Raw genomic sequence first — 22,190 nt, 5'->3', positions numbered from 1 at the left:
AGAGACCTGAATAATGGTTATCTTTATTGGGGATTGAATACGCAGGCTGTGTTTGCAGCTAGCGAACTGCTGCTTGAGGAGTCTGACAATCGCAGATAACACTACTCAAGATATCTTTGGCAACAGCGAGAGGTCCGGTGCCATCAGATGCTTGCTCAGCACCGCCAATCAGACCATCAATGGTACCAGCCACTTTAGCAACCCGAACACCATCAACAGTGAGTTGTGACGTGGGATATTTTTGCAAAAATTCTAAAAAAGAAATTTGATTATCATCACTGAGAGAGAGCAAGATCGCCGATCGCAGAGCCTGCATATTGGCTTTTCGATCGGGGGTATGAATGACTTGCCCCGCTTGGAACAGGGCATATTCTCCAGGCAGTATCGTCAGAATTTTATCAGCCGTACGCAAGTTGACCTTGAGGTTTTTAGTCATAAACTGACGGGCAACTTCTGGATCTTGTCCTGATACATTCAGAAAAAATTTGAGCTTAGAAGACGCTTTGCCAGTCTCAGCAAAGGTTTCTAACTCATCAATCGTGAGAGATTGGCCGAACTGATTGTAAGTAAAAACAACCTTCTCTGCCGCCTGAACAGAGGTCGTAGGTGCTATCAAGCTGGTAGCTGAAATTGAGGCGAGTGCGGAACAAGTCAGTCCTTTAACAATTCTCCCACGTCTAAATTTTTGAAATAATGAATACCAATGGGCCATTAATCGACTCCGTAAACAGTAGTAAATCCTGACAAGCATTCAAAGGCATGATGCTCAGATATTCCCTACAAACGCTATTGAGCTTGGACTGGAATAACAGATGTTTCGGTTGTTGAGATCGGATCCTGAGGCGTTGACGAAGGAGATTGGGGGCTAGATTGCCCTTTAGGGGAATTGCTATTTTCGGACACCGTTGTTGCAGGTTTCTGATCTGCACAATTATGAGATACCTTTTCAGCTTGATAGGTTGAGCCAGAATTGGTCTCGGAGTCTGCTTGTGTTGTGTTGCAATCGCAAATAAAGTCAGACAATACGCCTTTTGCGACTTCTAGAGCCGGTAATGTTTTTTCGACAAAGCCACTGACCTGGGTGTAAGTGCTCTCTAAATTCGTTAAGTTAACTCGAATAGTGTTCTGGGGATACTTGTCGATGATTTCTATAAAAGAAACTCGCTCATCCTCAATGGAGTTCAGAACTGCTGTCTTCAGGGATTCAAGCCCATCTTCTGTTCTGCCAGAAGTGCTAGAAATGGCCTGATCAAGCTTGAAGAGGAGAAACTCCCCATTTGAGCCTTCCAGAAAATTTTGTAAAAACGTGGGTACAGTGATTTGGGTAGAAAGCGCTTTACGGGCGACCTCTGGGAGTTCCATATCCGTGTCTAGCAGCTTTTCCAATGATGGAGGTAATTCTCCCGTATTGCTGAAGTCATTCAGTTCGCTGCGTGTCACGGTTACTTCGGTATCTTTATAGCGGACAAATATACTCTCTGCAGCTTGGGTTTGAGTTGCAAAAAATAAAGCATTCATTGTCGTCAAACCAGCAACACTCCAAGAGAGCAGTGATTGGAACGCTGTTTTCATAGGAGACTCCTTTCAATGGGCTTATCAATGGGGTGAATTTCTGAAGTAAACAGGCTATCTGAGTTGAATTACTCGCAACTGTGGTTAGATCTAGTTTACTTATCATCTATTATCATAGATTTTCCAGAAATTTCTATCCTCTCTGAGGATATGTTGTCTCCTTTCAAATTCAGCCGTTGGGAAGATGTCTAAGCACAGCCTTTATGGTGCTTGAGGACAACCTCATAGAGAAAGACGGCAGAACTCTCTAGACAAAGTTCTGCTGGCTAAAGTTGGCATTAAGTGCCAGTTCGCTCTTGCAAAGCATCGGACATGTAAGCGCGATCCCCTAACCGCTGCAACAGGGGACCATGTTCGTCAAATTTCACAATGCTTAATGAGCCTGCCAAGCAGTCAATGCGATCGCGATAGCGTCCCAAATCAATGCCTAATAGTTGGCAAAGGATAATTCGGATCGTTGTCTTATGAGACACCACCAGTACAGGTCCATCGCTACAGGTATCTTCAATCTCAGCAATGACTGGCATGGCTCGATTGGCAACTTCAACCGCTGTTTCTCCTCCACCTGTGGGTGCGTTCCAGGCGGGTTCAGTCATCCAGCGAATGTAGTCTTCTAAATATTTCGATTTGACTTCATCGCGAGCTTTCTCTTCCCAGTCACCAAAACTCATCTCTCGCAGACCTTCTCGAACCTGGGGTTCCATCCCTAGTGCCTGGCAAAGGGGGGCAGCGGTTGCTGCTGTGCGTTTCATGGGGCTAGTAAAAATAGCCTGCCAGGGAATGTGGCCATAAGCTTGTGCAAATTCCGCCGCCATTACTTTGCCTTGTTCGGTTAACGTTAGATCCAGTTCACCGCAGAATCCACCGCTGATACTAAATGGCGTCTCTCCATGCCGTAAGAAATAGACCTGTAGTCCCATTTTTAAACTGCTCCTATCGGGTTGCTTGAAATTAGAGTTGATTCTTCAGCCAAAAGGGATGAATTAACCCGTTTTAGTAATCGCAATACGTCAGCCCGAGCTTACGCTGCAGCCATACCTTGCTGAAGAAAACGGCGGATGGCTGCTTTTTCTAGCAAGCCTACGAGCGCACCACTTTCCTTAACGACCGCTAGGGTTTGAAGCTTCTCTTTATCCAGTAAGGTCACAATATCCAGCAGGGATTGAGTGGACTGCACCACTGGAGGGAGTACGGCTGGCTGTAGGATGTCTTGGACGGACACTTGGGGCCATTGCATCGTAGACACTGAATTTAGATCCTCTAAGTTCACGGCCCCCACGAGCTGTCCTTGCTCGTTGACGACCAGAAATCTAGAGACTTTACCTTGATAGGGAATCGCCTGATTGGCTAGCTGGCGAAGGGAAGCATTGAGGCCAATCACAAATTCACCTTCGATCACCACATCTGCTGCAGTGTATTGGCTAAGCTCTTCCTGAAGCTGGGAAGATTGAAGCGCTCGCCCTGCATTTTGGTACAAGAACCAGCCGATCAATGCATTCCAGACGCTGAGGGAAAGGATACCGGATGCGATCGCAATACCCCCCACAACCTGGCCAGCACGGGCAGCGATTCTGATGCCTCGATAGCGATTACCCGTAATCTTCCAGACGGCTGCTTTGAGAACATTACCTCCGTCGAGTGGTAGACCGGGAATCATATTGAACAAGGCTAGAAACAGGTTAATCGTGGCTAGGAACCCAACGATGGCGGCAATTGGGCCGCTAAGAGATAGCTGCATGCCCCCATAGGAGAGGAGCGCCCAAAGGAGAACGCTAACGGCAGGACCTGCGATCGCAATGGCAAACGATCCAAAGGGCGTTTTTGATTCCTCTTCCAGACTGGCAAGGCCGCCAAACAGAAACAGCGTGATGGACTTCACTTCAATCCCTTGCTGCATCGCCACTAGGCTATGGCCGAGTTCGTGGGCGAGGACTGAACTAAACAGTAGAATTGCCGTCACGAAGCCCAGAAGCCAAGGTGCAATCCCTATTAACTCTGGAAATTGAGCGGCTAGGCCATTGCCATAGGTCCAAGAAAAAAATAGCAACACTAGAAACCATGATGCATTGAGATAGAAAGGGATGCCAAAGAGGCTGCCTAATCTATAGTTACCGTTCATAAAAAGACTCCTAATCGATGGATGAGCAATCCTCTGGATAGGTCAGCGGTATTGCCCCTTATTGATAATTGTAACGAAATGTAAATCTTCACCTTTCCGTAGTAACCGACCTCAATCGTTCGGTTCTCCAGCAGGGCGGTTCAGTGGACCAGTCCGTTTGTTATTCACCATGCGCCTTGTTCTGTGGTGGTGGTTTAGAGAGAAACCGCTACTTCAGAACCGCCCCATTCGCGATGCCTATTATCCGGCTGTTATGGATCAGAGCCTTCCAGGGATTCTTGCAGTTGGTTGACTTCTTGCAAGGTAGCAACGGAATCCCGTTGAGTTGAGCGTTGAATGTAATTGAGTTTGAGTTCCTCTAGTAAATCGGAGAGGAGGTGCTGTATTTCTTGTTGCGTTGTGGTTTGGCTCAATTCATACCGGAGGACTTGTTTGAAGGACTGAGCGAGCTGTTCAAACAGCTGGCGATTGGTGGGATCTTGATAAGAGGTGGTCAAGATCTCATAGGTAGATTGGGCCAAGGCATCTGCTAACTGGTCGGTCAGATCGAGGGGGAGCACTGCAATGCCTGGGACTTGCTCGATGGTTTTGTAAATATCTGAGCGCTTGATCGTACTAGCAAGACTTTGATGCAGCAGCATCTCTAGCTCTGGTTGCAGTTGGGGGATCACCTGTCCGAAGGTGAGCTGTAAGAGTCGATCTGCGATCGCATCCAACGTATCGTTACCTCCCACGTGGATGTAGTTATCGCTTTGGAGCAAGAGTCGAGCCGCATCCCCTTGTTTGACCGCATCCTGAGTTTGGTTCACCAGTCGAACCAGCATAAACATAGAGACTCGATCTGCCAGGTAAGCAATGGGCTCGTGGGTAATGTGAGTGATGATTGCTTCCACGTTTGCTAACTCTGCACGATGGATATAGATCCCTGCTGGAATAATGCGTAGCCATTGCCAGAAGGGAAGCAGTAGGAGCAGATTGTACCAGCGCCGCAGCATAGCCTGGGGCCAGGTTATGCTGCGGCGCTGACGACTTAACACCCCTGTTTCGCGCAGGTACTCTAATCCGAAAAATGCAGCGAAATACCGATCAACTCGCCACAATCCGTTCTCGTAAATGGGGTCATACCCATACACCAGTTGGGGGAACCATTGGAAAATTTGCGATCGCAATGATCCATAGGAGAGGTGAAACAACACCAGTCCTAAATTGAAGAGAACCACTACAGTCACAAAGAGCCGCCACCAGCTCACAGACTGGTAGCGGGATTGCTGTCTAGTCGAGGCGTCTGTCATGCCCATTATTAGCTAGCTTGGGGTTGCTGAGGACCTGGACCAAACAGATCGGTATCGACGAGACCAAAGATCACCATCGGCCAACCATCAGAGATGAGGTTTAGACCAACAAGAAGGCCCAGAATCCAAGCAGAGTCAGCAGGCCAGCCCAACATAATGGAAAGACCAAACACAACGGCAAAGACACCACTTCCTAGGGTCCAATACCAGCCAGACTCTTCCTCTCGCATACGAATAGCCATCACGGCTTGCAAAATACCTTCTACAAGAAGGAAAGAACCCACAGCGAGGGTTAGGGTCAGGACTCCTTGAAGGGGATAGAACAGCAGCAATAAGCTGGAGCCAATGTAGCCTGCGCCTAAGAGAAACTTAAAGGCTAGGCTTTTTACATTCGCGCGAGACTGATAGGCATAAATCAGTTGAATAATACCGCTGCTCAAAAAGACCCCTGCAATCACTAGTTCCGTAGCCAACGTGCTGACAAAGGGCATGGCGATGGCGACGAAACCTAGGACAACGATCAAAGCCCCCAGGGCGATAGACCATTTCCCGAATGAGGGCTGGTTATTTTGAATATCTTGGTTACTCATGTGTGTATCCTTTCTGGTTGCGAAATATTGAAATTTTAATTTCGCGATTCAATCTACAATCATCATCTCTGAAATGGTTTTGAATTAAATCTACCTTTAGATAGAAAACTATAAAGCTTCACCTAACCTAAGGTATATCTAGTACTTTTACAGGAGCTGTTGATATTAATATTTTTATTCAAAAATATAGTTTATACCTTTAATTACTTACAGATAACGCGAATAAAAAATCTACCTTCTTAAGAAAGATTAGGTGAGCCAAAAATCTCTGTCTAAAGGTAGTTCCGTGACAACCTTACTTGTCTATATCATTAATTTAGTTGCTCGACAAAGATTGAGCAAAAACGCAGTTTTTGAGGATTTTAAATGGACGTTATAGCCTACGTTTTTATCTTGGCCTGTATTATCGGATTATTCTTTTTTGCTGTTTTCTTCCGAGAGAAACCCACCCTTGAGAAAATTCAAAGCCGTAGTTTTCGTGAATCGTCTCAGTCTACTAGAAGATAAAATAGTATATTACGCGCCATCTGATTTTTGGATGGCGCGTAATATAATGGCAACAAAACACGATATAAATAAAAATTTAATTCAACCTAGAAATTTGTTTGGAATTGCCTATTATCTTATGAGATTTTAGGTCATAAAAATAATAGTTTGCAGATTTTACCAAGAGAATTTGCATTTATTTAGAACAACTTGACCACAACAAGTTATTCTTCTTGAGGCCAAGTAAATCTGAACGTCGTACCATGATTGACTTCAGATTCGACTTGAATGCTTCCCCCTTTTGACTCAATAATCTTCTTGACGATCGATAGGCCAATTCCTGTATTTTCTGTTGCGTCGCGACTATCTAAGACTTGAAAAATTTTAAAGATCTTGTCGTGATAATCCTCGGCAATACCTGGGCCATCATCACTAACCATAAACTCATAAAAATCTAATTGCTTTTGCCCTGAGATACGAATATGCCCCTCTGATTGGTGATGATGTTTGATGGCATTGCTCAGTAAGTTGCTAAAGACCTGCTGTAATTGGAGGGTATCCGTTTGTAGAGTGGGCATTGGCCCCACAATCTCGATTTGAAATTCGGTAGGGGGAGCCAACGAATCAATGATGTCGGTCAGTAGGTCGCCGACTCTAACCGTTTCTATGGTGGATTGGCGGCGTCCTACCCGAGAAAATTGCAGCAGCCCGTTAATCAACGCCTCCATGCGATGAACCCGTTTTCGCATCAAGTTCATCTGGTAGCGATTTTCTTCATCTAGTTTTTCGTCGAGATCTTCTTCAATCCACTCAGAAAGATTGGCAATCGCTCGCAAAGGGGCTTTCAAGTCGTGAGAAACCACATAGGTAAACTGGTCTAGCTCCTTATTGCGTTGGGCTAGGGTGAGATTTGCCGTTGCCAAAATTCGGTTGGTTGCAGCTAATTCATCCGCGCGGCGCAGCATTTGTTTTTCCGTTTGCCGATACAAAGACAAAGCGGCGGCAAACCCCAACAGGCTAATCACACCAGACACCCCCAATAGGGCATCATTGACAAACCTCGCTTGGCTTAAACGGATGCGACGTCTCACTAATATTTCCTGCTCAGCATCTTTAAAGTCTTGCAAGGATTGCCGAACCGCATCCATCCGGGCTTTCCCTTGTTCTACTAAAGCCCCGAGGCGAGGGGCCTGGGGCGCAAATCGGAAATCGTTTTCAATTTGTTTCAGGGTTTTAGTCAGAACATCCAGTTCTTGTTGGATTAATTGTTCTAGCTCGGTAATCTGTTGGTGTTGTTCTGGATTTTCTTGAACTTGTTGAGATAATTCTTGTAGCGTCGGCTCGATTTCAGGTAACGCTTCTCGATAAGAGACTAAAAATTTTTGGTCTTCGGTGAGTCCATAACCCCGAATGCCTGTTTCTGCATTGATCAAGGCGTTTAAGAGTTGATCGCTGGTACGTAATACCTTTTGAGTATGGACGATCTGCTGATAGGTAAATTCTTCATTCTTGCGGGTGCCGATCCAGGCTGCCATGGTGATTAACAGACAGGTTAAAGGGATGGCTAAAATAACTGTTCCTTGGCGCGTCAGGGATAAGTTCGTCCAGTAGTGCAGGATGGATTTTCCCTTTGCGGTTTTTTTGGCTTTAGATGTTGGCTCGGCTTGTCCCATAGTTTTGCAACGTTAGGTTCAGTCTCCCTAGCAACTTGTTAAATGACTAAGCCTGACCGGAGGGCTCTGACGGCAGCTTGGGTTCGGTCATCGGCGCAGAGCTTATTCAAAATGCTGCGCACGTGAGTTTTGACGGTGCCGACGGAAATATAGAGCTTGTCGGCGATAACGGCGTTACTGCATCCTGCCACAATCAGTTCTAAAACTTCTAATTCGCGATCCGTTAACGGTTCTGTTTCTAAGATGGCTTGGTATTCCGGATCGGTGGCTTTAATGACCGTGGTGTCAGCTTCAGCATCTTGGGGGGCCTCTTTTGATGCTTTAGCTTGCTGCAAGACAATCCGGGCAATGTTGGGATCAATCCAAGCGTTACCCTCATGGGTCAGCTGAATGGCACTGAGTAAGTCTTCGACACTGATTTCCTTGAGGCTGTAGGAATCTGCGCCAGCAGCAAAGGCTGCCAGTACGGCATCTTCACTGGTATTGGCTGTCAACATCAGCACCTTGGTTTGCAAGGTTTCATCCGCTTGCTGAATTTGTTTGAGCTGAAGGGTGACTTCAATACCGTCGATATCGGGTAAGCCAATATCCAAAATGGCAACATCGGGTTTGTATTGCTGAATTATCTCCAGACCTTGGCGACCATTGGCCGCCGACCCAAGGACATCCACGGTCCCACTGTGCTGGAGTGCGGCTGTCAGGCCCACACGGCTGAGATCATGGTCTTCGATAATAACAACCTGAATTTTAGTCATGGGTTCGCCTTTTCAACGGGTGAGTAAGAGGAGCAGGAAACGGACTAGGGTGCCGTTAAAGATAGGTCAGACGGGGATGTTCGTTTGACTTCAATGGAGATATACCGATCGTGGCACTGATTGCTTTGGCTTGCTCAATATTGTCGGCAATCGTTTGGCAAAGGTCATCGATGGGTAAATCATTGGCATCTTGGCCAAAGGGGTTATCCAATTCTCGTCCCACCTCTTCCAGTCCCAGCAGAATAAAGCTCACCACCGCCACCATGGGCAATGCCCATCCATGAATGTCAGGCACCCAGCGGAAAGGTAAGCCTACACAGTAAATCAGAATCAACCGTTTCAAGTAAATTCGATAGGCAATGGGAAGGGGGGTGGAGCGAATGCGTTCACAGCTACTCATCCCTTCAATCATTTTGCCAAGAGCCTGGTCAAGATTGGCGGCTTGGTTACTGTCGATATAGCCTTGCTGCAGCGCCTGTTGCAGGTGCATCCCGATCCAAAATGTTATTTGTAAGGGAGGATGCTGGGCGTCTGCCAAAATTGGAGCTTGCTCAGGCGTAACCAAGCCTTCCAGTGAGTCACCGATGGGTTCTGATCGCAGGTGGAGTTTTGTGGCTAGGGCAAAGGCGACCAGTAGATTGAGTAGGGTGTCTCTATCCGTAGAGGGGGTGGCTTTGGGGGAGGGCCAAAGTAAGGCAACCTGACGAGCAAAGTTGCGGCTGTTAACGATTAGCATTCCCCAAGCTTTGCGGCCATCCCAAAACCGATCGTAAGCCGTGTTGGTACGAAACACGAGCAGTAAGCCTAAGACCAGATTGTAGACGACGTTGGTGGTTAAGTCACCGATTTCTTGGAGGTAGATGGGGTAGCCAAAATAATCAAGACTACAGATGACCAAGGTAAATCCGGTAAAGGCCAGAATTCGAGGCAGGATAATGCCCGCAACGGAGCCGTCGAGTCTGAAGGTGGTTGCTAGCCAATTCGATTTAGTTGGAGTATCCATAGTGTCGTTTAGCTGGAAAGATTGAGTTCGTCGGCTTGGGTTTCAATAAACAGCCGCATGCGACGAACATTGCGATAGTTGGCAGTCTGGGATTGCGCTTGGTAAAGAGCTGCAGCTTGGTTTAAATCTGCGATCGCACGTTCATATCGCTCCTGCAAATAATGGACCCAACCTCGCTGCTCCAGAATTTGTGGGTTTTGTCCAGCGGAGAGATCTACCGCTTTATTGAAGGCTTGGAGGCTATTGGTATAATCCTCGTCAATCAAAGCATTCATTCCCACTGTTTGCCAGTCCTGGGCCGTTTGTAGCGTATATGGTAAAGGCTGACGAACGGTGGTGGGGCGTTCAAAGCTGCGGTGCGGCTCTCTAGGTGTTGCCGTTGCTATTCCGGGTAGAACGCTATTTAAGACAATCACTAAACATAAGGTTGGTACGAATCTCAAAGGCATAAATAGGTCGTGTCATTACTAATTTCCACCTTAGAAAATTCAGGCGCTTCATCCATCTTCTAAAAGACAGGATTATGTCTCTCTCTTTGGAGAGAGACGGATCAAAAATTTGAGTCATGAATGGGGCACGATCCCTACCTTAGGGAGGATGAACAGAAATATAAGTTACGGCTAGAGATAGAGGAAAGTCTTCGGCAACTTCCTATTAAATGTAACTAGTCAGATTTGGCCTTAACTTATGCAACCTAACCATCAGCTCTTGACCGATCCTCAGGCATCTGCCCCTAAATCGGGTGGTATTACTTACCAGGAGGCCCTCAAAAAAAGGGCGGAACGGCCTACTCAGCTCTTATCTTCATCCCAGTCCTTGTTGAGTTTAGAGTCCGTTGGACGGACTGATGTAGGGCGTGATCGCACCCATAACGAAGATTACTTTTCGATAGATCAGCAGCACTTTTGTACCTCTGACTTTCTAGATGGCAGCTATCGAGGTCTCTATATCCTTTGTGATGGCATGGGGGGCATGGCGAAAGGCGCAGTAGCGAGTAAACTAGCGACTAAAACCCTACGGAGTTATCTGAATAGCCGCTGGCAGCGTCATTTACCCACTGAAATTGGTTTAGAACTGGCCATTAATACGGCCAATAAAGCAGTTTATGAACGCAACCTAAAAGAGCAGCGCGCTGGTTCAGACCGCATGGGAACCACTGCCGTTGTAGTGATGGTAAATAATACCCATATTAGATACGTCCATATTGGTGACAGTCGCCTGTATCGATTGACACGACAATCTGGTTTACAACTATTAACTACCGATCACAATGCCTATCAGCGGGCTTTGCAGCGGGGCTACTCCCCAGAAGAAGCGCAAGCCTTTGGGCCACAACTGACCAAAGCCTTAGGGCCTTGGTCTGGAGAATCGCTCCACCCTCAGTCTCAAACCTTAGCGGTGGAAGAAGATACGGTCTTTATCCTCTGCTCTGATGGCCTCAGCGATCATGATTTATTGGAAAAACATACCAATAGTCATTTAATAGGAATGTTGGATTTTCGGACCGATCTTACGAATGGGATGGATCAACTGATGGCCTTGGCCAACCAGAAAAATGGTCACGACAACATTACTGCGATCGCAGTTCGGTTGCGACCCCAGCCATAATCAACTTGCAACCCTATCGCTCGGACAGAGAGCTTAGCAATGAGGGGAGTGTCTTGAAAGTCTTCTCCAATAGACTTTTATTCTCGACCTTGATGTTTGCCAAACAACTCCATCAATCTCTTCCTTTTTGTAGAGTTACAACCCCGCAGCGGTCCTATAGTCTAGAAGAAATTCCCTATGATTTAGGTCAATGACAATTGATAGTACAAGGTGGCTTGAGAAGGAGATGAATGACAAAGCAATCAATATTTTGCTCGTAGAAGATGACGAAGTAGACGTGATGAACGTCAAGCGGGCTTTTAAAAAAGGCATGATTTCTAATCCCTTGTATGTCGCCAATAATGGCCTGGAAGCCTTGTCCATGTTGCGGGGAGAAGAGAGAGAGAAACCACCCATACCCAAGCATCGCCGCTTGATTCTGCTGGATCTCAACATGCCCAAAATGAATGGGTTAGAATTTTTAGAAGTTTTGCGCAGCGATCCAGACCTGAAATCGATTCCAGTGGTGGTATTGACCACCTCCGATGAAGATCGCGATCGCATCGAGGCTTACCACTATAATGTGGCCGGTTATATCCTTAAACCCGTAACTTTTTCCAACTTTGCTGAGGTGATGACCACCCTCAATAAATACTGGACTCTTTGCGAAATGCTGTAATGGGATTGATGGACGAGACGCTCAAACTCCTAGTGATTGATGATGATGCTGTCGATCGGATGGCTGTTCGGCGGGCCTTAGACAAAACCAATTTAGAGGTGGATTTGTCCGAGGCGGAGAACGGAGAAGCAGCCCTGACTATTCTGCAAACCCAGCAGTTTGACTGTATTTTTGTTGATTTTTTACTGCCTGATCGAGATGGATTGTCCTTAGCCAAGCAACTGCAGGGACTGCAGGTGGATACTCCCTTTGTGGTGCTGACAGGACAAGGAGATGAGCAAATTGCAGTAGATGTTATGAAAGCCGGAGCCGCTGATTATCTGGCTAAACATCGGATTACACCAGCAACCTTGGCTCGCACCATTCGCAGTGCCATTCGCCTCCATCGAGCCGAGCAAGCGGCCCACGCTGCCAAGCAAAAACTGCAAATCACCAATGATCAGCTACGACAGCAAAATGAAGAACTGGCCCACCAGCGAGCCCAGATTGAAGCCCAGAACCAAGAACTAATTAAAGCCTATCGCCTTAAATCTGAGTTTATTGCCACCATCTCCCACGAGCTGCGAACGCCCATGAATGCGATTATGGGATTCTCTCAATTGCTCTTGCGCCAGTATCCCGATCCCTTGAGTGAGAAGCAGTTAGATATGGTGCAGCGGATTTTTGATAACAGCCGCAACCTGTTGACGATGGTCAATGAAGTGTTGGACTTCTCTAAAATTGAGGCTAATCGCCTCGAACTGCACCCAGAACCCTTTCAACTCTCGGTTCCCATCCTGGCAACGGTGCAAGAACTCCAGGCCCTGGCCGTAGAAAAGGCCCTGACCTTAAAGGCAGAAATCCCGGAGACGTTGCAATCTATCCAGTTGACCAACGATCCAGAATGCCTCCGCCGGGTCCTCGTCAATCTGATTTCCAATGCCATTAAATTTACCGAGGCGGGTGAGATCACCCTCCAGCTCCACCAGCCCCATCCCGACCAAATCGAAATTTCGGTGGTGGATACGGGCATTGGCATAACACCTGAGCAGTTAAGCACCATCTTTGATCCCTTCTGCCAGGCCGATCAGTCTTTAACCCGCCATCATTCCGGGACAGGATTGGGCCTTGCGATTACGGAGTCCTTGGTTAAAGCCATGCAGGGACAGATTTCAGTGACCAGTCAACCGGGAGTTGGATCTACCTTTTCCGTTGAATTGCCCCTACAAGTGCAAACCTTGCCGAATGCCAAAGCTAAATCCTCTGTAATCTAGTGCCCCCTTTGATAAGTTTATGCCACCTGCTTTATTGTCTAACCGCTATATTCTGGCCGTTGACGATCTGCCAGATAATTTGATGCTGCTCAAAATGATGTTGGAGAGCGCTGGCTATCGAATAGAGCTGGCAGATAGTGGTCCAGCAGCACTGGCGCAAATCCAAAAAGCCCAACCCGATTTAGTGATTTTGGATGTGATGATGCCGGGGATGAGTGGCTATGAGGTCACCCAGAACATTCGCAATGATCCTCAGCTACCCTATATTCCCATTCTGCTGATTTCTGCCCATGAGCGTTCCAGCGTGGTCAAGGGACTCGATGCCGGAGCCGATGATTTTATCCGTAAACCGGTGGAATTAGAGGAACTGCAGGCCCGGGTGCGATCGCTTCTGCGTCTCAAACAGTCCATCGACCAGCGGGAGAACTTTATCTCTTGCCTTACCCATGATTTACGGACGCCGTTAATCGCTTGCGATCGCATGGTGGATTTGGTCCGCCAAGGAGTCTTTGGGGAAATTGCGCCAACGGTGGAAGAGGCTCTAGCAGGCGTTAGCAGCAGCAACCAAAATCTGCTACAGATGCTCAACAATTTACTAGAGGTCTACTGCTACGAACTGGGAGAAAAGACCCTTAGTTTTATCTCCATTGATGTGCAGGAACTCGTCACTGAAGTGGTCACAGAACTCAATCCCTTAGCCTTAGAAAAACAGCTGAAGTTAACCTGTGACTGGCAGACAGAGGTGCGGGAACTGAGGTGCGATCGCATGGAGCTACGCCGGGTGATCACCAACCTTATCAACAATGCCATCAAGTTTACGGACACGGGTTCCATAACCGTATCCAGTACCTCCGACCCGAAACACCTTCTCATTGAAATTCAAGATACCGGTGTTGGTATCGCTGAAGCGGATCAAGCTCAGATTTTTGAGCGGTTTAAACAGACCCAGCATAATCGCACTGGCCACGGCCTAGGACTGCACTTATGCCAGCAAGTGGTCCAGGCCCATGGTGGGGAATTGTCCGTGCGATCGCACCCTGGTCAAGGGAGTACCTTTACCCTTCAGCTCCCTCTGGCTATCTCCTAATTGCTGGCCAATGTTCCCTGCATACACAAATCTATACCTTTAGGCATAGATCTGTGTATGCCTACGGGTAGAACTCTTTCCCGGCCAGGGTTGATAGGGTATGGATAAGCCTTCACACCTACAACATTCATTCTGAACCCGATATGGCATCCATCTTATCTGGAGGATGGCATAGTTGCAGAGGAGAAGGATTTGAAGATTTTGCGATCAGGAGCGTTCCCCATGCCCATGACAACCGACAGCAGACAAGCCTATATCGAAAAGGTCAAAGCACAACTCGATCAATACGATGCCCAACTCGCAGAAATGAAAGCCAGAGCCGATCAAGTGGCTGCGAGTGCTCAAGTTGAATACCATTCCATGATGGAAGAAGCTCTAGTGAAACGAGATGCCATGCAGGCTCAACTCATCAAACTTCACCGTTCTAGCGAGAGCGCGTGGGAAGAGATCCAAAACGGTTTAGAAAAAGCTGGACAAGAATTACAAAAATCCTTTGAAGCTGCTTTAGGGAAATTTCAGTAAAGAACTGGAGTGCTCCATCATCTGTTTCTTCTGAAAAAGTCAGCCATATTCCAGAAAATTATAGGTAGAAATCAATCACGATAATGTCCAATATTCTTAAGACGATTGAGTCAAGCTTAAATGAGCTGCTAGCGAGTGCAGTAAAAATTTTTCCAGCGTTGTTAACAGCTGTCATTGTTTTATTCCTAACCCGATATATGGCGCAATTTGCGCAGCGTCTAGCGGGCAAAGCTGGCAAGACCGCCTTTCGGAGTCATTCTATTCAAATCCTCCTAGAGAAAACAGCCTATGTTATGACTTGGGTAATTGGTGTCGTTTTTGCGGGGGTGCTAGCCTTTCCTGGCTTAGATTTAGGAGATATTATTGCCACTCTGGGTTTAGGTTCTGTGGCGATTGGTTTTGCCTTTCAAGACATTATCAAAAACTTTTTCGCAGGTATTTTATTACTATTGCAGGAACCCTTTAGCATCAATGATCAAATCATCATCGATAGCTTTGAAGGGACTGTCGAGAAAATCAATTTTCGCACAACTCAGATTCGCACCTATCAGGGAGAACGGATTCTGATTCCCAATGCCAATGTGTTTACCAGTGCGGTGCAGGTGCAAACAGCTTATCCCAGTCGGCGGACGGATCTTGGGGTTGGGGTTGATTACAATACGCCTCTAGAAGATGCTGCCGGTCTCTTACAAAGAACGATTGAGCAGTTAGACGGAGTGCTCTCTAACCCAGTACCAGAAGTTGACTTGGTTGGCTTTGGAGATAGTTCGATTGACTTTATCGTTCGCTATTGGACAGAACCCCAACAAGCGAAGGTGAGACGGATCCAGACTAAGGCGATTATCGCGATCAAGAAAGCTTTTGACAGAGCAGATATCACCATTCCTTATCCCATTCGGACGCTGTACTACTACAACCAAGATAACTACAACGACTACATGCCAAGTAGCAAAAACCATCAAGATAGTCGCACGTTATCCCAAATTTAGAAAACTCTTTCCGGGTAAGACGCTCTTTCACAGATAAAATCTGTGTTTTCACGCCAGGTGCAGCTCTAGAGATGGCACCACGAAGCTAATTCATCACAGCAATCAATTGCGGGAACCCCAGCGATAAATCTGGGAATAGGCAAAACTTCCAGCCAAGGTAGGCATCAAGGCAAAACAGCTCAAGGCTGGCTGAGATGATGACTATCTGGCCAAAGTTCTGACTGCGTGAGTATGTGTTTGCCCTGTCCATGACACCATGTTAGGCCCACTAGTCTCGCATAACGTCGTAGTAATTATTTTGCCCTTCATCTACATAGGTAGACAATACGTGCAACTGAGCCTCTTGCAAGATACTTTCGTATCGTTCACGTCCAAGGGAACGGCACTTATGGCCTGTATTTGTATCAGTCCAGATGCCAATCTCAATAGGTGCAGTAAATAAGAAACGACCTCCAGGTAGTAGCAGTTGAGAAACTCGGTGGATTAGCCTAACCTGGTCGTTTTCGCATAACAAGAAGAGCAGGCCAATGGATATAACGGCATTAAAATTCTGCCCAAAATAATCACTTTCCAGAGCATGGGCGCATTCAACGGGAATCTCTGGAAACCGGAGTTTAAACTCTGATATCAGCGTAGGGGACGAGTCTACTGCCCAAAGTTTTAATCCGGCAACGGCAAGGGTACGAGTAACAGGGATACCACCACCGCAAGCAATCTCAAGCACATCACTACTAGCGGGAAGTGAGTGTGCCCATTGTTCAATCACAGGAATGCCAATCGTCGAGCGATCGCGAACGGTTAAGAATTTTCGCGCATGATTCTCGTATGCGCTGACTGAATCTGAAGTCATATCTTTCAAGAGGGCTAACGGTTAAGCTTAGCGTTGCTACATGGCTGCAAGAGCGTCCTCATTTGTGTTGGACATCTTCGCTTCGGCCCTTTATGACCAGCCCACTATAACTCGAAATTCTGAAGGGTCATCACCCCACACCCCAAATACACTGACCATTACTGACTCTAGATTGAACTCGATTTTACCTAGATGCTTTGATTCCCACCAAAGATGTGCCGCTTGCTCCAGAGGAATGCATGCGAGGAATTTGAGGGCATGGTCGTGCTTGCTTCTATTTTGAAACCAGTACATTGTCCCTTTGCTAGCATCTGATGGGAGAGACGACTGATTAAGCTGGCGCAGAGCGTCTAGTAAAGTATGGTTTGGGAGCGTGTCACCTTTTTGAGAGAATATTCAGACTGCGCTTAAGCCCATTGATTTCGTAGTGGTTGAGACATGTAAAACTAGAGAATTTATTTTCTTTTCTAAAAGGTGACACGCTCCCGTATGGTTTCGATGAGCAGAACAGATTGGATCGACGTCAACTAAGGTCCAACCACCATCATCTTTGACTTCCAGAAATACGGAAATATCGATGCCCATAAGTTTGTCTTAAGAGTTGAAGGAGAGGAGTTTTAATTCCAATCAAATTGCTTCGCATTTAGCCAAATTCAACCAGTGGCAAAAAGGCTTGAGGGTTTGATATCAATGCTACCGTTGTTAAGAATCCCTACATGCTGCATCTAAAAAATCCAGTTTATGGCAAATTTGCTTGTTCGCAATATTGATGATTCCATCGTTAAAGCCCTCAAACTTCGAGCTAGTCAGAATGGCGTGAGTGCTGAGGCTGAGCATCGCAAAATACTTGAACAGGTATTGCTTTATCCTCCACAGAAATCTTTTGCCGAAGTCCTTTGCCGAATTCCAAAGGTTGGCCATGACTCTGACTTTGAGCGGATTCAGAATAACTCAGCTAACGATGTATTTGATTGATACCAACGTCATTAGCAAACTCTGCAAGCTGGCAAGAGTTGATTCGGGTGTACGGAAGTTTTTCAGATTGATGCTGAGCACATCATAGTGGCAGTCAATCAGTTCAAACTTGGAGGAAATCAATAATTCTCATTGATTAAATATCTGGATGCAATATGCAGTCAAATCAATTCAAGCTTAAACAGGTTAGCTCTAGTATATAAAACGCCCCTGTTCTATAACCTGTAGCATTAGCTCATAAAAAGATCGATACCGCGCAGCACCTGGAAGTTTGGCTCCTAAGTGCCACGCTTCCCATTCTCCATCATCAAAAATAATGTCAGGAATTAATAAGAAAATATCGCCATCGCCGCTATCACTGCTAATTTCTAGCGCATTGTCCAAGTATTCAAGCCTCAAATTGACACTGTCTTGACCCTGACCATACACAAAATAGTATTCATCTGGAATGGATGGTCTTTCTTCCGTATCTGGAGGCCAATCAACTTCTGGATGTCTTTTTAAGAACCACTCTATCTCTTCTACCGACCAAAGCTGTAAATCCGTCCAGTCTGAGTTGGGCCAGCCATTAGAAACCTTCAAGAAATCTCGATAGGATGGAGGGAGTTTTTTCCCTAAGCGTGTCTCAGCTAAAACAATTTGTTCTTCAGATGCCCCTGGATTACCTAAGCAGCCAGATTCTAGTTGGCCTGGTGTCAATTCCCAAGTATTGTATTCATCACGACATTCAATTAGTTTAAGGCTAAGCTTTTTGAGTAAATCTTGCCAATTATAATTACTCATAATGATCCAGTTTTTTTGACCTTCAAGAAGCATCTTAACTACCCAGGCTAAATCTGGATAGATTGCAAAAAAACAGCTAAGAGCTAGAAAGCCTTTTCTCAATACTATGAAAAGTAGAAAAACCAAAGTTTTTTAGAATTTTATTTAAATCTTTTATGTAACTAGGCTTGATATTTTCTGGCAGACTACTAAAAAAATCAAAAATGTAGTCATTGACGATTTCTGATTCAAAGTAGTCATCCTCTCTATCATAATGATCAAGGTATAAGTAGCCTTCTTCAAAAGCTTCTTCAATATCCCGCATTAATTTTAAAATTAAGTCTCCAATTTCTAGAGGCAGCTTATCCCACAATCCTCTGAGCTTTTCTAACTGCTCTAATAATTCATCTTCAAATTTGCTAGGAGTATATAATAATTCCTCATCAGAAAACATGGATCTGATATCTTTTGCAACTCTTTTGAAGAGTATTTCAGCCTCATCCTGGCTGGCAAACTGCATGTATATAGTATCCAAGAAACTCTGAGGAGCAAATTTCAGAACTAAGTTAATCAACTCCTCTTTGGTTAGGCTATTTAAGTGATTTTCGATTTTCTTTTTTGATTTGTCTATTTGCATATTTCTGCCTGTAGTTTTCCCTAGGGTTGTCAGAGTATTTTAGAGAGCAGATCATAAAATAAGCGATCGCATCCCCAATCAGACTGCGATCGCAAACCATCACTCCATAACTCACACCTAAAAGCAATAATGATCTCTATCGATGCATATTGCTGAGCATAAGTGGATGAAGCTAAATATAGTGTTGATTCATGGCATGGGTCGAACTCCCCTGTCCATGCTGTACCTAAAGCACCGACTCCGCAAGCTAGGCCATACCCCTCACCTATTTGGCTATTCCCCCACCTTAGAATCCTTGCAAACCGTCACAGACCGTTTGGTGCAACGGATTCAAACCCAAATCGGTTCCCAACCCTATGCCCTGCTGGGCCATTCCCTCGGCACCGTCATTATCCGCAACGCTTATCCCCAGCTCAGCTCCCATCTACCTGCAGCCTGCTTCTTCCTCGCCCCGCCCATGATGGCCTGTCAAGCCGCCAAATTCTTCTCCAACGTCAGTCTCTATCGACTACTCACAGGAGAAATGGGTCAATTGCTCGCCCAGGATAGTTTTGTCGAACAATTAACCCTACCGCCCCATACCAAAATCTACGTGGGTACAGGCGGACCTAGGGCATCATGGCTCCCCTTTGGCAATGAACTCAACGATGGCATTCTCTCGGTGGTAGAAGCCAGCGGCGGGCACAAAGTAGTGACCGTGTCTGCCCTTCACACCTTTATTATGAACTCCACCCCAGTGTTTGAGGATATTGCCCAGTCCCTAGATGCCCTAGCCTAACGGCCTGCACTATTTAGGAACCACAAAATTCACCAGCTTGCCCGGCACGACAATTACCTTTTTCACTTCTTTATCGGCAATATACCGCTGGGCCACTTCCGACTCGCGGGCAAGCTGTTCCAAGTCTTCCTGGCTGGAGCCAGCCGGAACTTGGATCGTGCCTCGGGTTTTACCCATAATCTGAATCACTAAAGTAATCTCATCGGCCACCAGAGCATCTTTATCCACTTGGGGCCAAGCCTGATCCAGAATCGAATCAGAGTGACCTAAGTTCTCCCATAGCTCTTCACTGATATGGGGGGCAAAGGGGGTGAGCAACAGCAGCAAGGTTTCCACGCCTTCGGCATAGACGGGAGACGCTTTCTCCTTGGAATCACTGAGGGCATTGCTCAGCTTCATTAGTTCGGATACAGCAGTATTGAACTGATAGTCGCCGTCCAAATCTTCGCTGGTTTCTTTGATGGCAATATGAACAGACCGTCGCAGCTCCTTTTCTGTTTTCGAGAGCTTGGCTTTATTCACTTTTGCTTTCTTACCCTGGGCTTGGGCGGCATGTTCACTGACCAGTCGCCACACCCGATTAAGAAACCGGAATTGACCTTCCACATCCGCGCCTTCCCACTCCAGATCTTTTTCAGGAGGAGCCTTAAATAAGGTAAACAGACGAGCGGTATCGGCCCCATACTTATTGGTAACCTCTTCTGGGGGAACGCCATTGTATTTCGACTTGGACATCTTTTCGTAAAAGGCTTCCAAGGGGGCACCGGTTTCTGGATCCTTCGGATCGTCGGCATCAACATTAATAGGTGCAATATACTGGCCCGTCTCTGGATTTTTATAGGTGAGAGCTTGCACCATCCCTTGGGTGAGTAGCTTTTTGAAGGGTTCATCGAAATTGAGGAGTTTGCGATCGCGCATCACTTTCGTAAAAAACCGCGAATAGAGTAGGTGTAAAATCGCATGTTCAATCCCCCCCACATATTGATCCACAGGCAGCCAATCATTGGTTTTGGCCGGATCAAAGATGGCTTTGTCATTTTTGGCATCAGGATAGCGGAGGAAATACCAAGAGGAATCGATAAAGGTATCCATCGTATCGGTTTCCCGTTTGGCGTCCGCCCCACAATTAGGACAGGCAACATTCACCCAAGCCTCTAACTTGGCTAGGGGTGATCCTCCTTGGGCTGAAAACTCCACATCTTCGGGCAGTTCCACAGGCAGATCGGCCTCGGGAACAGGAACAGCTCCGCAATTGGGACAGTGAATCACCGGAATTGGCACCCCCCAATAGCGCTGGCGGGAAATCAGCCAGTCCCGCAGACGATACTGAACCCTGGCCTTACCCCAGCCTTTTTTCTCAGCTTTGGCAATAATGGCCTGCTTGCCTTCGGTGGAGACTTTGCCATCAAATTCACCGGAGTTGACCATCAGTCCGGGGTCCGTATAGGCGGCTTCTAGGGGCGTCTCCGCATCGCTACCTTCCGGCACAATCACCGTTTGAATGGGTAGCTTATTCTGCTTTGCAAATACAAAGTCGCGGGTGTCATGGGCGGGAACCCCCATCACCGCACCTGTCCCATACTCATACAGCACATAGTCGGCAATCCAAATGGGAATTTCTTCCCCCGTAAAGGGATTGATCGCCTTGCCCCCCGTGGGAATGCCTTTTTTGGGCTTGTCCTCCGCCGTGCGATCCATTTCGCTCTCGGCCCCCACTGCCTCGATAAATTTGTCCACCGCTTTTTTCTGGGCTTTGCTGGTGACTTGGGGGGTGAGGGGATGTTCAGGAGCCAGCACCACGTAGGTAACACCATAAACCGTATCAGGACGGGTGGTAAAGACGGCCACCTTGTCATCCATGCCCACAATCGGGAACTCCAGGTAGGCTCCCACGGATTTGCCAATCCAGTTGGCCTGCATGGTTTTGACTCGCTCGGGCCAGCCCGTCAGTTTATCTAAGTCGGCAAGCAGTTCTTCGGCATAGTCGGTAATTTTGAGAAACCACTGTCGCAGCAGTTTGCGCTCCACCTTAGCCCCGGACCGCCAAGAGCGTCCTTCATTATCCACCTGTTCGTTAGCAAGTACGGTTTGGTCCACCGGGTCCCAGTTAACGGCGGCTTCTTTCTGATAGGCCAGTCCCATATCCAGAAATTGCAGAAAGATCCACTGGGTCCACCGATAGTAGTCGGGGGAACAGGTGGCGATTTCCCGGCTCCAGTCAATGGAGAGTCCCAGGGGCTCTAGCTGCTTTTTCATCTGCGCCATATTGGCATAGGTCCATTCGGCGGGATGAATGCCCCGAGCGATGGCGGCATTTTCGGCGGGTAGGCCAAAGGCATCCCAACCCATGGGCTGAAGAACTCGGTAGCCCTGCATCCGTTTGAGACGGGCAATCACGTCGGTGATCACATAGTTGCGGGTATGGCCAACGTGTAAGCTGCCCGAGGGGTAGGGAAACATGGACAGGGCATAGAATTTGGGCTTGCTGGTGTCTTCAGGAGTTGCATCTAGCCCCTGTTTGGCCCAGCTTGCTTGCCATTTGGGTTCAATCTCGGTGGGATTGTAACGGGACTCCACTACT

The 22,190-nt window shown here is 47.0% G+C and carries 23 protein-coding genes; 9 read left to right on the top strand and 14 right to left on the bottom strand.

Annotation, left to right across the window (positions count from 1 at the left end; translation table 11 throughout):
* Positions 1-58: 58 nt before the first annotated feature.
* From Q0986_RS16420 to Q0986_RS16395, 6 genes are all read right to left on the bottom strand, one after another.
* The gene (locus tag Q0986_RS16420) at positions 59-616 is read right to left on the bottom strand and encodes an alpha/beta hydrolase (RefSeq protein WP_299412792.1); all 558 of its coding nucleotides are present in this window, start codon (positions 614-616) and stop codon (positions 59-61) included.
* A 170-nt stretch (positions 617-786) separates the two neighbouring features.
* Complete coding sequence (locus Q0986_RS16415) at positions 787-1,572, bottom strand: alpha/beta hydrolase (RefSeq protein ID WP_299412787.1); 786 nt, start codon at positions 1,570-1,572, stop codon at positions 787-789.
* 278 nt (positions 1,573-1,850) lie between these two features.
* Positions 1,851-2,492, bottom strand: coding sequence for a histidine phosphatase family protein (locus tag Q0986_RS16410; protein ID WP_299412784.1), 642 nt, complete (start codon positions 2,490-2,492; stop codon positions 1,851-1,853).
* A 101-nt stretch (positions 2,493-2,593) separates the two neighbouring features.
* Positions 2,594-3,691: a site-2 protease family protein gene (locus tag Q0986_RS16405; RefSeq protein WP_299412780.1), complete on the bottom strand. Its 1,098-nt coding sequence runs from the start codon at positions 3,689-3,691 to the stop codon at positions 2,594-2,596.
* Positions 3,692-3,942: 251 nt separating this feature from the next.
* Positions 3,943-4,983 (bottom strand): hypothetical protein, encoded by a 1,041-nt coding sequence (locus Q0986_RS16400; protein WP_299412777.1) that lies wholly within the window; start codon positions 4,981-4,983, stop codon positions 3,943-3,945.
* A gap of 8 nt (positions 4,984-4,991) precedes the next feature.
* Entirely contained in the window at positions 4,992-5,573 is a 582-nt protein-coding gene (locus Q0986_RS16395; protein ID WP_299412773.1) for an HdeD family acid-resistance protein, read from the bottom strand.
* Between the two features lie 366 nt (positions 5,574-5,939).
* Between Q0986_RS16395 and Q0986_RS16390 the strand changes: the two genes are divergently transcribed.
* Positions 5,940-6,080: a photosystem II reaction center protein T gene (locus Q0986_RS16390; RefSeq protein ID WP_299412770.1), complete on the top strand. Its 141-nt coding sequence runs from the start codon at positions 5,940-5,942 to the stop codon at positions 6,078-6,080.
* 203 nt (positions 6,081-6,283) lie between these two features.
* Here the strand turns inward: Q0986_RS16390 and Q0986_RS16385 are convergent, their stop codons facing one another.
* From Q0986_RS16385 to Q0986_RS16370, 4 genes are read right to left on the bottom strand one after another with little or no spacing between them, the layout of a single operon-like run.
* Positions 6,284-7,732 (bottom strand): CHASE3 domain-containing protein, encoded by a 1,449-nt coding sequence (locus tag Q0986_RS16385; protein WP_299412768.1) that lies wholly within the window; start codon positions 7,730-7,732, stop codon positions 6,284-6,286.
* Positions 7,733-7,770: 38 nt separating this feature from the next.
* Positions 7,771-8,487 (bottom strand): response regulator transcription factor, encoded by a 717-nt coding sequence (locus Q0986_RS16380; protein WP_299412764.1) that lies wholly within the window; start codon positions 8,485-8,487, stop codon positions 7,771-7,773.
* Between the two features lie 55 nt (positions 8,488-8,542).
* Complete coding sequence (locus Q0986_RS16375; protein ID WP_299412761.1) at positions 8,543-9,490, bottom strand: bestrophin family ion channel; 948 nt, start codon at positions 9,488-9,490, stop codon at positions 8,543-8,545.
* An 8-nt stretch (positions 9,491-9,498) separates the two neighbouring features.
* The gene (locus Q0986_RS16370; protein ID WP_299412758.1) at positions 9,499-9,939 is read right to left on the bottom strand and encodes a tetratricopeptide repeat protein; all 441 of its coding nucleotides are present in this window, start codon (positions 9,937-9,939) and stop codon (positions 9,499-9,501) included.
* Between the two features lie 238 nt (positions 9,940-10,177).
* Here Q0986_RS16370 and Q0986_RS16365 point away from each other — a divergent pair, with 238 nt between their 5' ends.
* From Q0986_RS16365 to Q0986_RS16340, 6 genes are all read left to right on the top strand, one after another.
* Positions 10,178-11,098 carry a protein phosphatase 2C domain-containing protein gene (locus Q0986_RS16365; protein WP_299412754.1) on the top strand — a complete coding sequence of 307 codons (921 nt, stop codon included), beginning with the start codon at positions 10,178-10,180 and terminating at the stop codon, positions 11,096-11,098.
* A 226-nt stretch (positions 11,099-11,324) separates the two neighbouring features.
* On the top strand, positions 11,325-11,756 hold the full coding sequence (locus Q0986_RS16360; protein ID WP_299412750.1) for a response regulator: 432 nt from the start codon (positions 11,325-11,327) through the stop codon (positions 11,754-11,756).
* A gap of 8 nt (positions 11,757-11,764) precedes the next feature.
* Positions 11,765-13,009 (top strand): hybrid sensor histidine kinase/response regulator, encoded by a 1,245-nt coding sequence (locus Q0986_RS16355; protein WP_299412747.1) that lies wholly within the window; start codon positions 11,765-11,767, stop codon positions 13,007-13,009.
* A gap of 19 nt (positions 13,010-13,028) precedes the next feature.
* Positions 13,029-14,096 (top strand): hybrid sensor histidine kinase/response regulator, encoded by a 1,068-nt coding sequence (locus Q0986_RS16350; RefSeq protein ID WP_299412744.1) that lies wholly within the window; start codon positions 13,029-13,031, stop codon positions 14,094-14,096.
* A gap of 222 nt (positions 14,097-14,318) precedes the next feature.
* The gene (locus tag Q0986_RS16345; protein WP_299412741.1) at positions 14,319-14,618 is read left to right on the top strand and encodes a hypothetical protein; all 300 of its coding nucleotides are present in this window, start codon (positions 14,319-14,321) and stop codon (positions 14,616-14,618) included.
* Between the two features lie 83 nt (positions 14,619-14,701).
* Positions 14,702-15,607, top strand: a complete 906-nt coding sequence (locus Q0986_RS16340) for a mechanosensitive ion channel family protein (RefSeq protein WP_299412736.1) — start codon at positions 14,702-14,704, stop codon at positions 15,605-15,607.
* Between the two features lie 268 nt (positions 15,608-15,875).
* Here Q0986_RS16340 and Q0986_RS16335 read toward each other — a convergent pair whose 3' ends face one another.
* Positions 15,876-16,457 (bottom strand): class I SAM-dependent methyltransferase, encoded by a 582-nt coding sequence (locus tag Q0986_RS16335; RefSeq protein WP_299412732.1) that lies wholly within the window; start codon positions 16,455-16,457, stop codon positions 15,876-15,878.
* 741 nt (positions 16,458-17,198) lie between these two features.
* Here Q0986_RS16335 and Q0986_RS16330 point away from each other — a divergent pair.
* Positions 17,199-17,432, top strand: coding sequence for a DNA-binding protein (locus Q0986_RS16330; RefSeq protein WP_299412729.1), 234 nt, complete (start codon positions 17,199-17,201; stop codon positions 17,430-17,432).
* A 192-nt stretch (positions 17,433-17,624) separates the two neighbouring features.
* On the opposite strand, the gene Q0986_RS16325 is transcribed toward Q0986_RS16330, so the two are convergent.
* Both Q0986_RS16325 and Q0986_RS16320 read right to left on the bottom strand, forming a co-directional pair.
* Positions 17,625-18,248 (bottom strand): SMI1/KNR4 family protein, encoded by a 624-nt coding sequence (locus Q0986_RS16325; protein WP_299412726.1) that lies wholly within the window; start codon positions 18,246-18,248, stop codon positions 17,625-17,627.
* A 43-nt stretch (positions 18,249-18,291) separates the two neighbouring features.
* Entirely contained in the window at positions 18,292-18,831 is a 540-nt protein-coding gene (locus Q0986_RS16320) for a hypothetical protein (RefSeq protein ID WP_299412723.1), read from the bottom strand.
* A 142-nt stretch (positions 18,832-18,973) separates the two neighbouring features.
* Between Q0986_RS16320 and Q0986_RS16315 the strand changes: the two genes are divergently transcribed.
* Positions 18,974-19,609: an alpha/beta fold hydrolase gene (locus tag Q0986_RS16315; protein ID WP_366918609.1), complete on the top strand. Its 636-nt coding sequence runs from the start codon at positions 18,974-18,976 to the stop codon at positions 19,607-19,609.
* Positions 19,610-19,618: 9 nt separating this feature from the next.
* On the opposite strand, the gene leuS is transcribed toward Q0986_RS16315, so the two are convergent.
* Positions 19,619-22,186: a leucine--tRNA ligase gene (leuS, locus tag Q0986_RS16310; protein ID WP_299412856.1), complete on the bottom strand. Its 2,568-nt coding sequence runs from the start codon at positions 22,184-22,186 to the stop codon at positions 19,619-19,621.
* Between the last annotated feature and the right edge of the window lie 4 nt (positions 22,187-22,190).

Origin of the sequence: Acaryochloris sp. IP29b_bin.148 (assembly GCF_028285565.1) — a bacterium.
GTDB lineage: Bacteria > Cyanobacteriota > Cyanobacteriia > Thermosynechococcales > Thermosynechococcaceae > Acaryochloris.
The sequence above is the reverse complement of the archived record's forward strand: the minus strand, read 5'-3'. Positions and strand labels throughout refer to the sequence as shown.

Excerpts from the sequence above, each read along its gene's own strand:
- Q0986_RS16365 (WP_299412754.1), top strand. The coding sequence starts at position 10,178 with ATGCAACCTAACCATCAGCTCTTGACCGATCCTCAGGCATCTGCCCCT.
- Q0986_RS16325 (WP_299412726.1), bottom strand. The coding sequence starts at position 18,248 with ATGCTTCTTGAAGGTCAAAAAAACTGGATCATTATGAGTAATTATAAT.
- Q0986_RS16395 (WP_299412773.1), bottom strand. The coding sequence starts at position 5,573 with ATGAGTAACCAAGATATTCAAAATAACCAGCCCTCATTCGGGAAATGG.
- Q0986_RS16390 (WP_299412770.1), top strand. The coding sequence starts at position 5,940 with ATGGACGTTATAGCCTACGTTTTTATCTTGGCCTGTATTATCGGATTA.
- Q0986_RS16330 (WP_299412729.1), top strand. The coding sequence starts at position 17,199 with ATGGCAAATTTGCTTGTTCGCAATATTGATGATTCCATCGTTAAAGCC.
- Q0986_RS16350 (WP_299412744.1), top strand. The coding sequence starts at position 13,029 with ATGCCACCTGCTTTATTGTCTAACCGCTATATTCTGGCCGTTGACGAT.
- Q0986_RS16320 (WP_299412723.1), bottom strand. The coding sequence starts at position 18,831 with ATGCAAATAGACAAATCAAAAAAGAAAATCGAAAATCACTTAAATAGC.
- Q0986_RS16400 (WP_299412777.1), bottom strand. The coding sequence starts at position 4,983 with ATGACAGACGCCTCGACTAGACAGCAATCCCGCTACCAGTCTGTGAGC.
- Q0986_RS16410 (WP_299412784.1), bottom strand. The coding sequence starts at position 2,492 with ATGGGACTACAGGTCTATTTCTTACGGCATGGAGAGACGCCATTTAGT.
- Q0986_RS16340 (WP_299412736.1), top strand. The coding sequence starts at position 14,702 with ATGTCCAATATTCTTAAGACGATTGAGTCAAGCTTAAATGAGCTGCTA.
- Q0986_RS16385 (WP_299412768.1), bottom strand. The coding sequence starts at position 7,732 with ATGGGACAAGCCGAGCCAACATCTAAAGCCAAAAAAACCGCAAAGGGA.
- Q0986_RS16360 (WP_299412750.1), top strand. The coding sequence starts at position 11,325 with ATGAATGACAAAGCAATCAATATTTTGCTCGTAGAAGATGACGAAGTA.
- Q0986_RS16335 (WP_299412732.1), bottom strand. The coding sequence starts at position 16,457 with ATGACTTCAGATTCAGTCAGCGCATACGAGAATCATGCGCGAAAATTC.
- Q0986_RS16345 (WP_299412741.1), top strand. The coding sequence starts at position 14,319 with ATGCCCATGACAACCGACAGCAGACAAGCCTATATCGAAAAGGTCAAA.
- Q0986_RS16405 (WP_299412780.1), bottom strand. The coding sequence starts at position 3,691 with ATGAACGGTAACTATAGATTAGGCAGCCTCTTTGGCATCCCTTTCTAT.
- Q0986_RS16370 (WP_299412758.1), bottom strand. The coding sequence starts at position 9,939 with ATGCCTTTGAGATTCGTACCAACCTTATGTTTAGTGATTGTCTTAAAT.
- Q0986_RS16315 (WP_366918609.1), top strand. The coding sequence starts at position 18,974 with ATGCATATTGCTGAGCATAAGTGGATGAAGCTAAATATAGTGTTGATT.
- Q0986_RS16355 (WP_299412747.1), top strand. The coding sequence starts at position 11,765 with ATGGACGAGACGCTCAAACTCCTAGTGATTGATGATGATGCTGTCGAT.
- Q0986_RS16380 (WP_299412764.1), bottom strand. The coding sequence starts at position 8,487 with ATGACTAAAATTCAGGTTGTTATTATCGAAGACCATGATCTCAGCCGT.
- Q0986_RS16375 (WP_299412761.1), bottom strand. The coding sequence starts at position 9,490 with ATGGATACTCCAACTAAATCGAATTGGCTAGCAACCACCTTCAGACTC.
- Q0986_RS16415 (WP_299412787.1), bottom strand. The coding sequence starts at position 1,572 with ATGAAAACAGCGTTCCAATCACTGCTCTCTTGGAGTGTTGCTGGTTTG.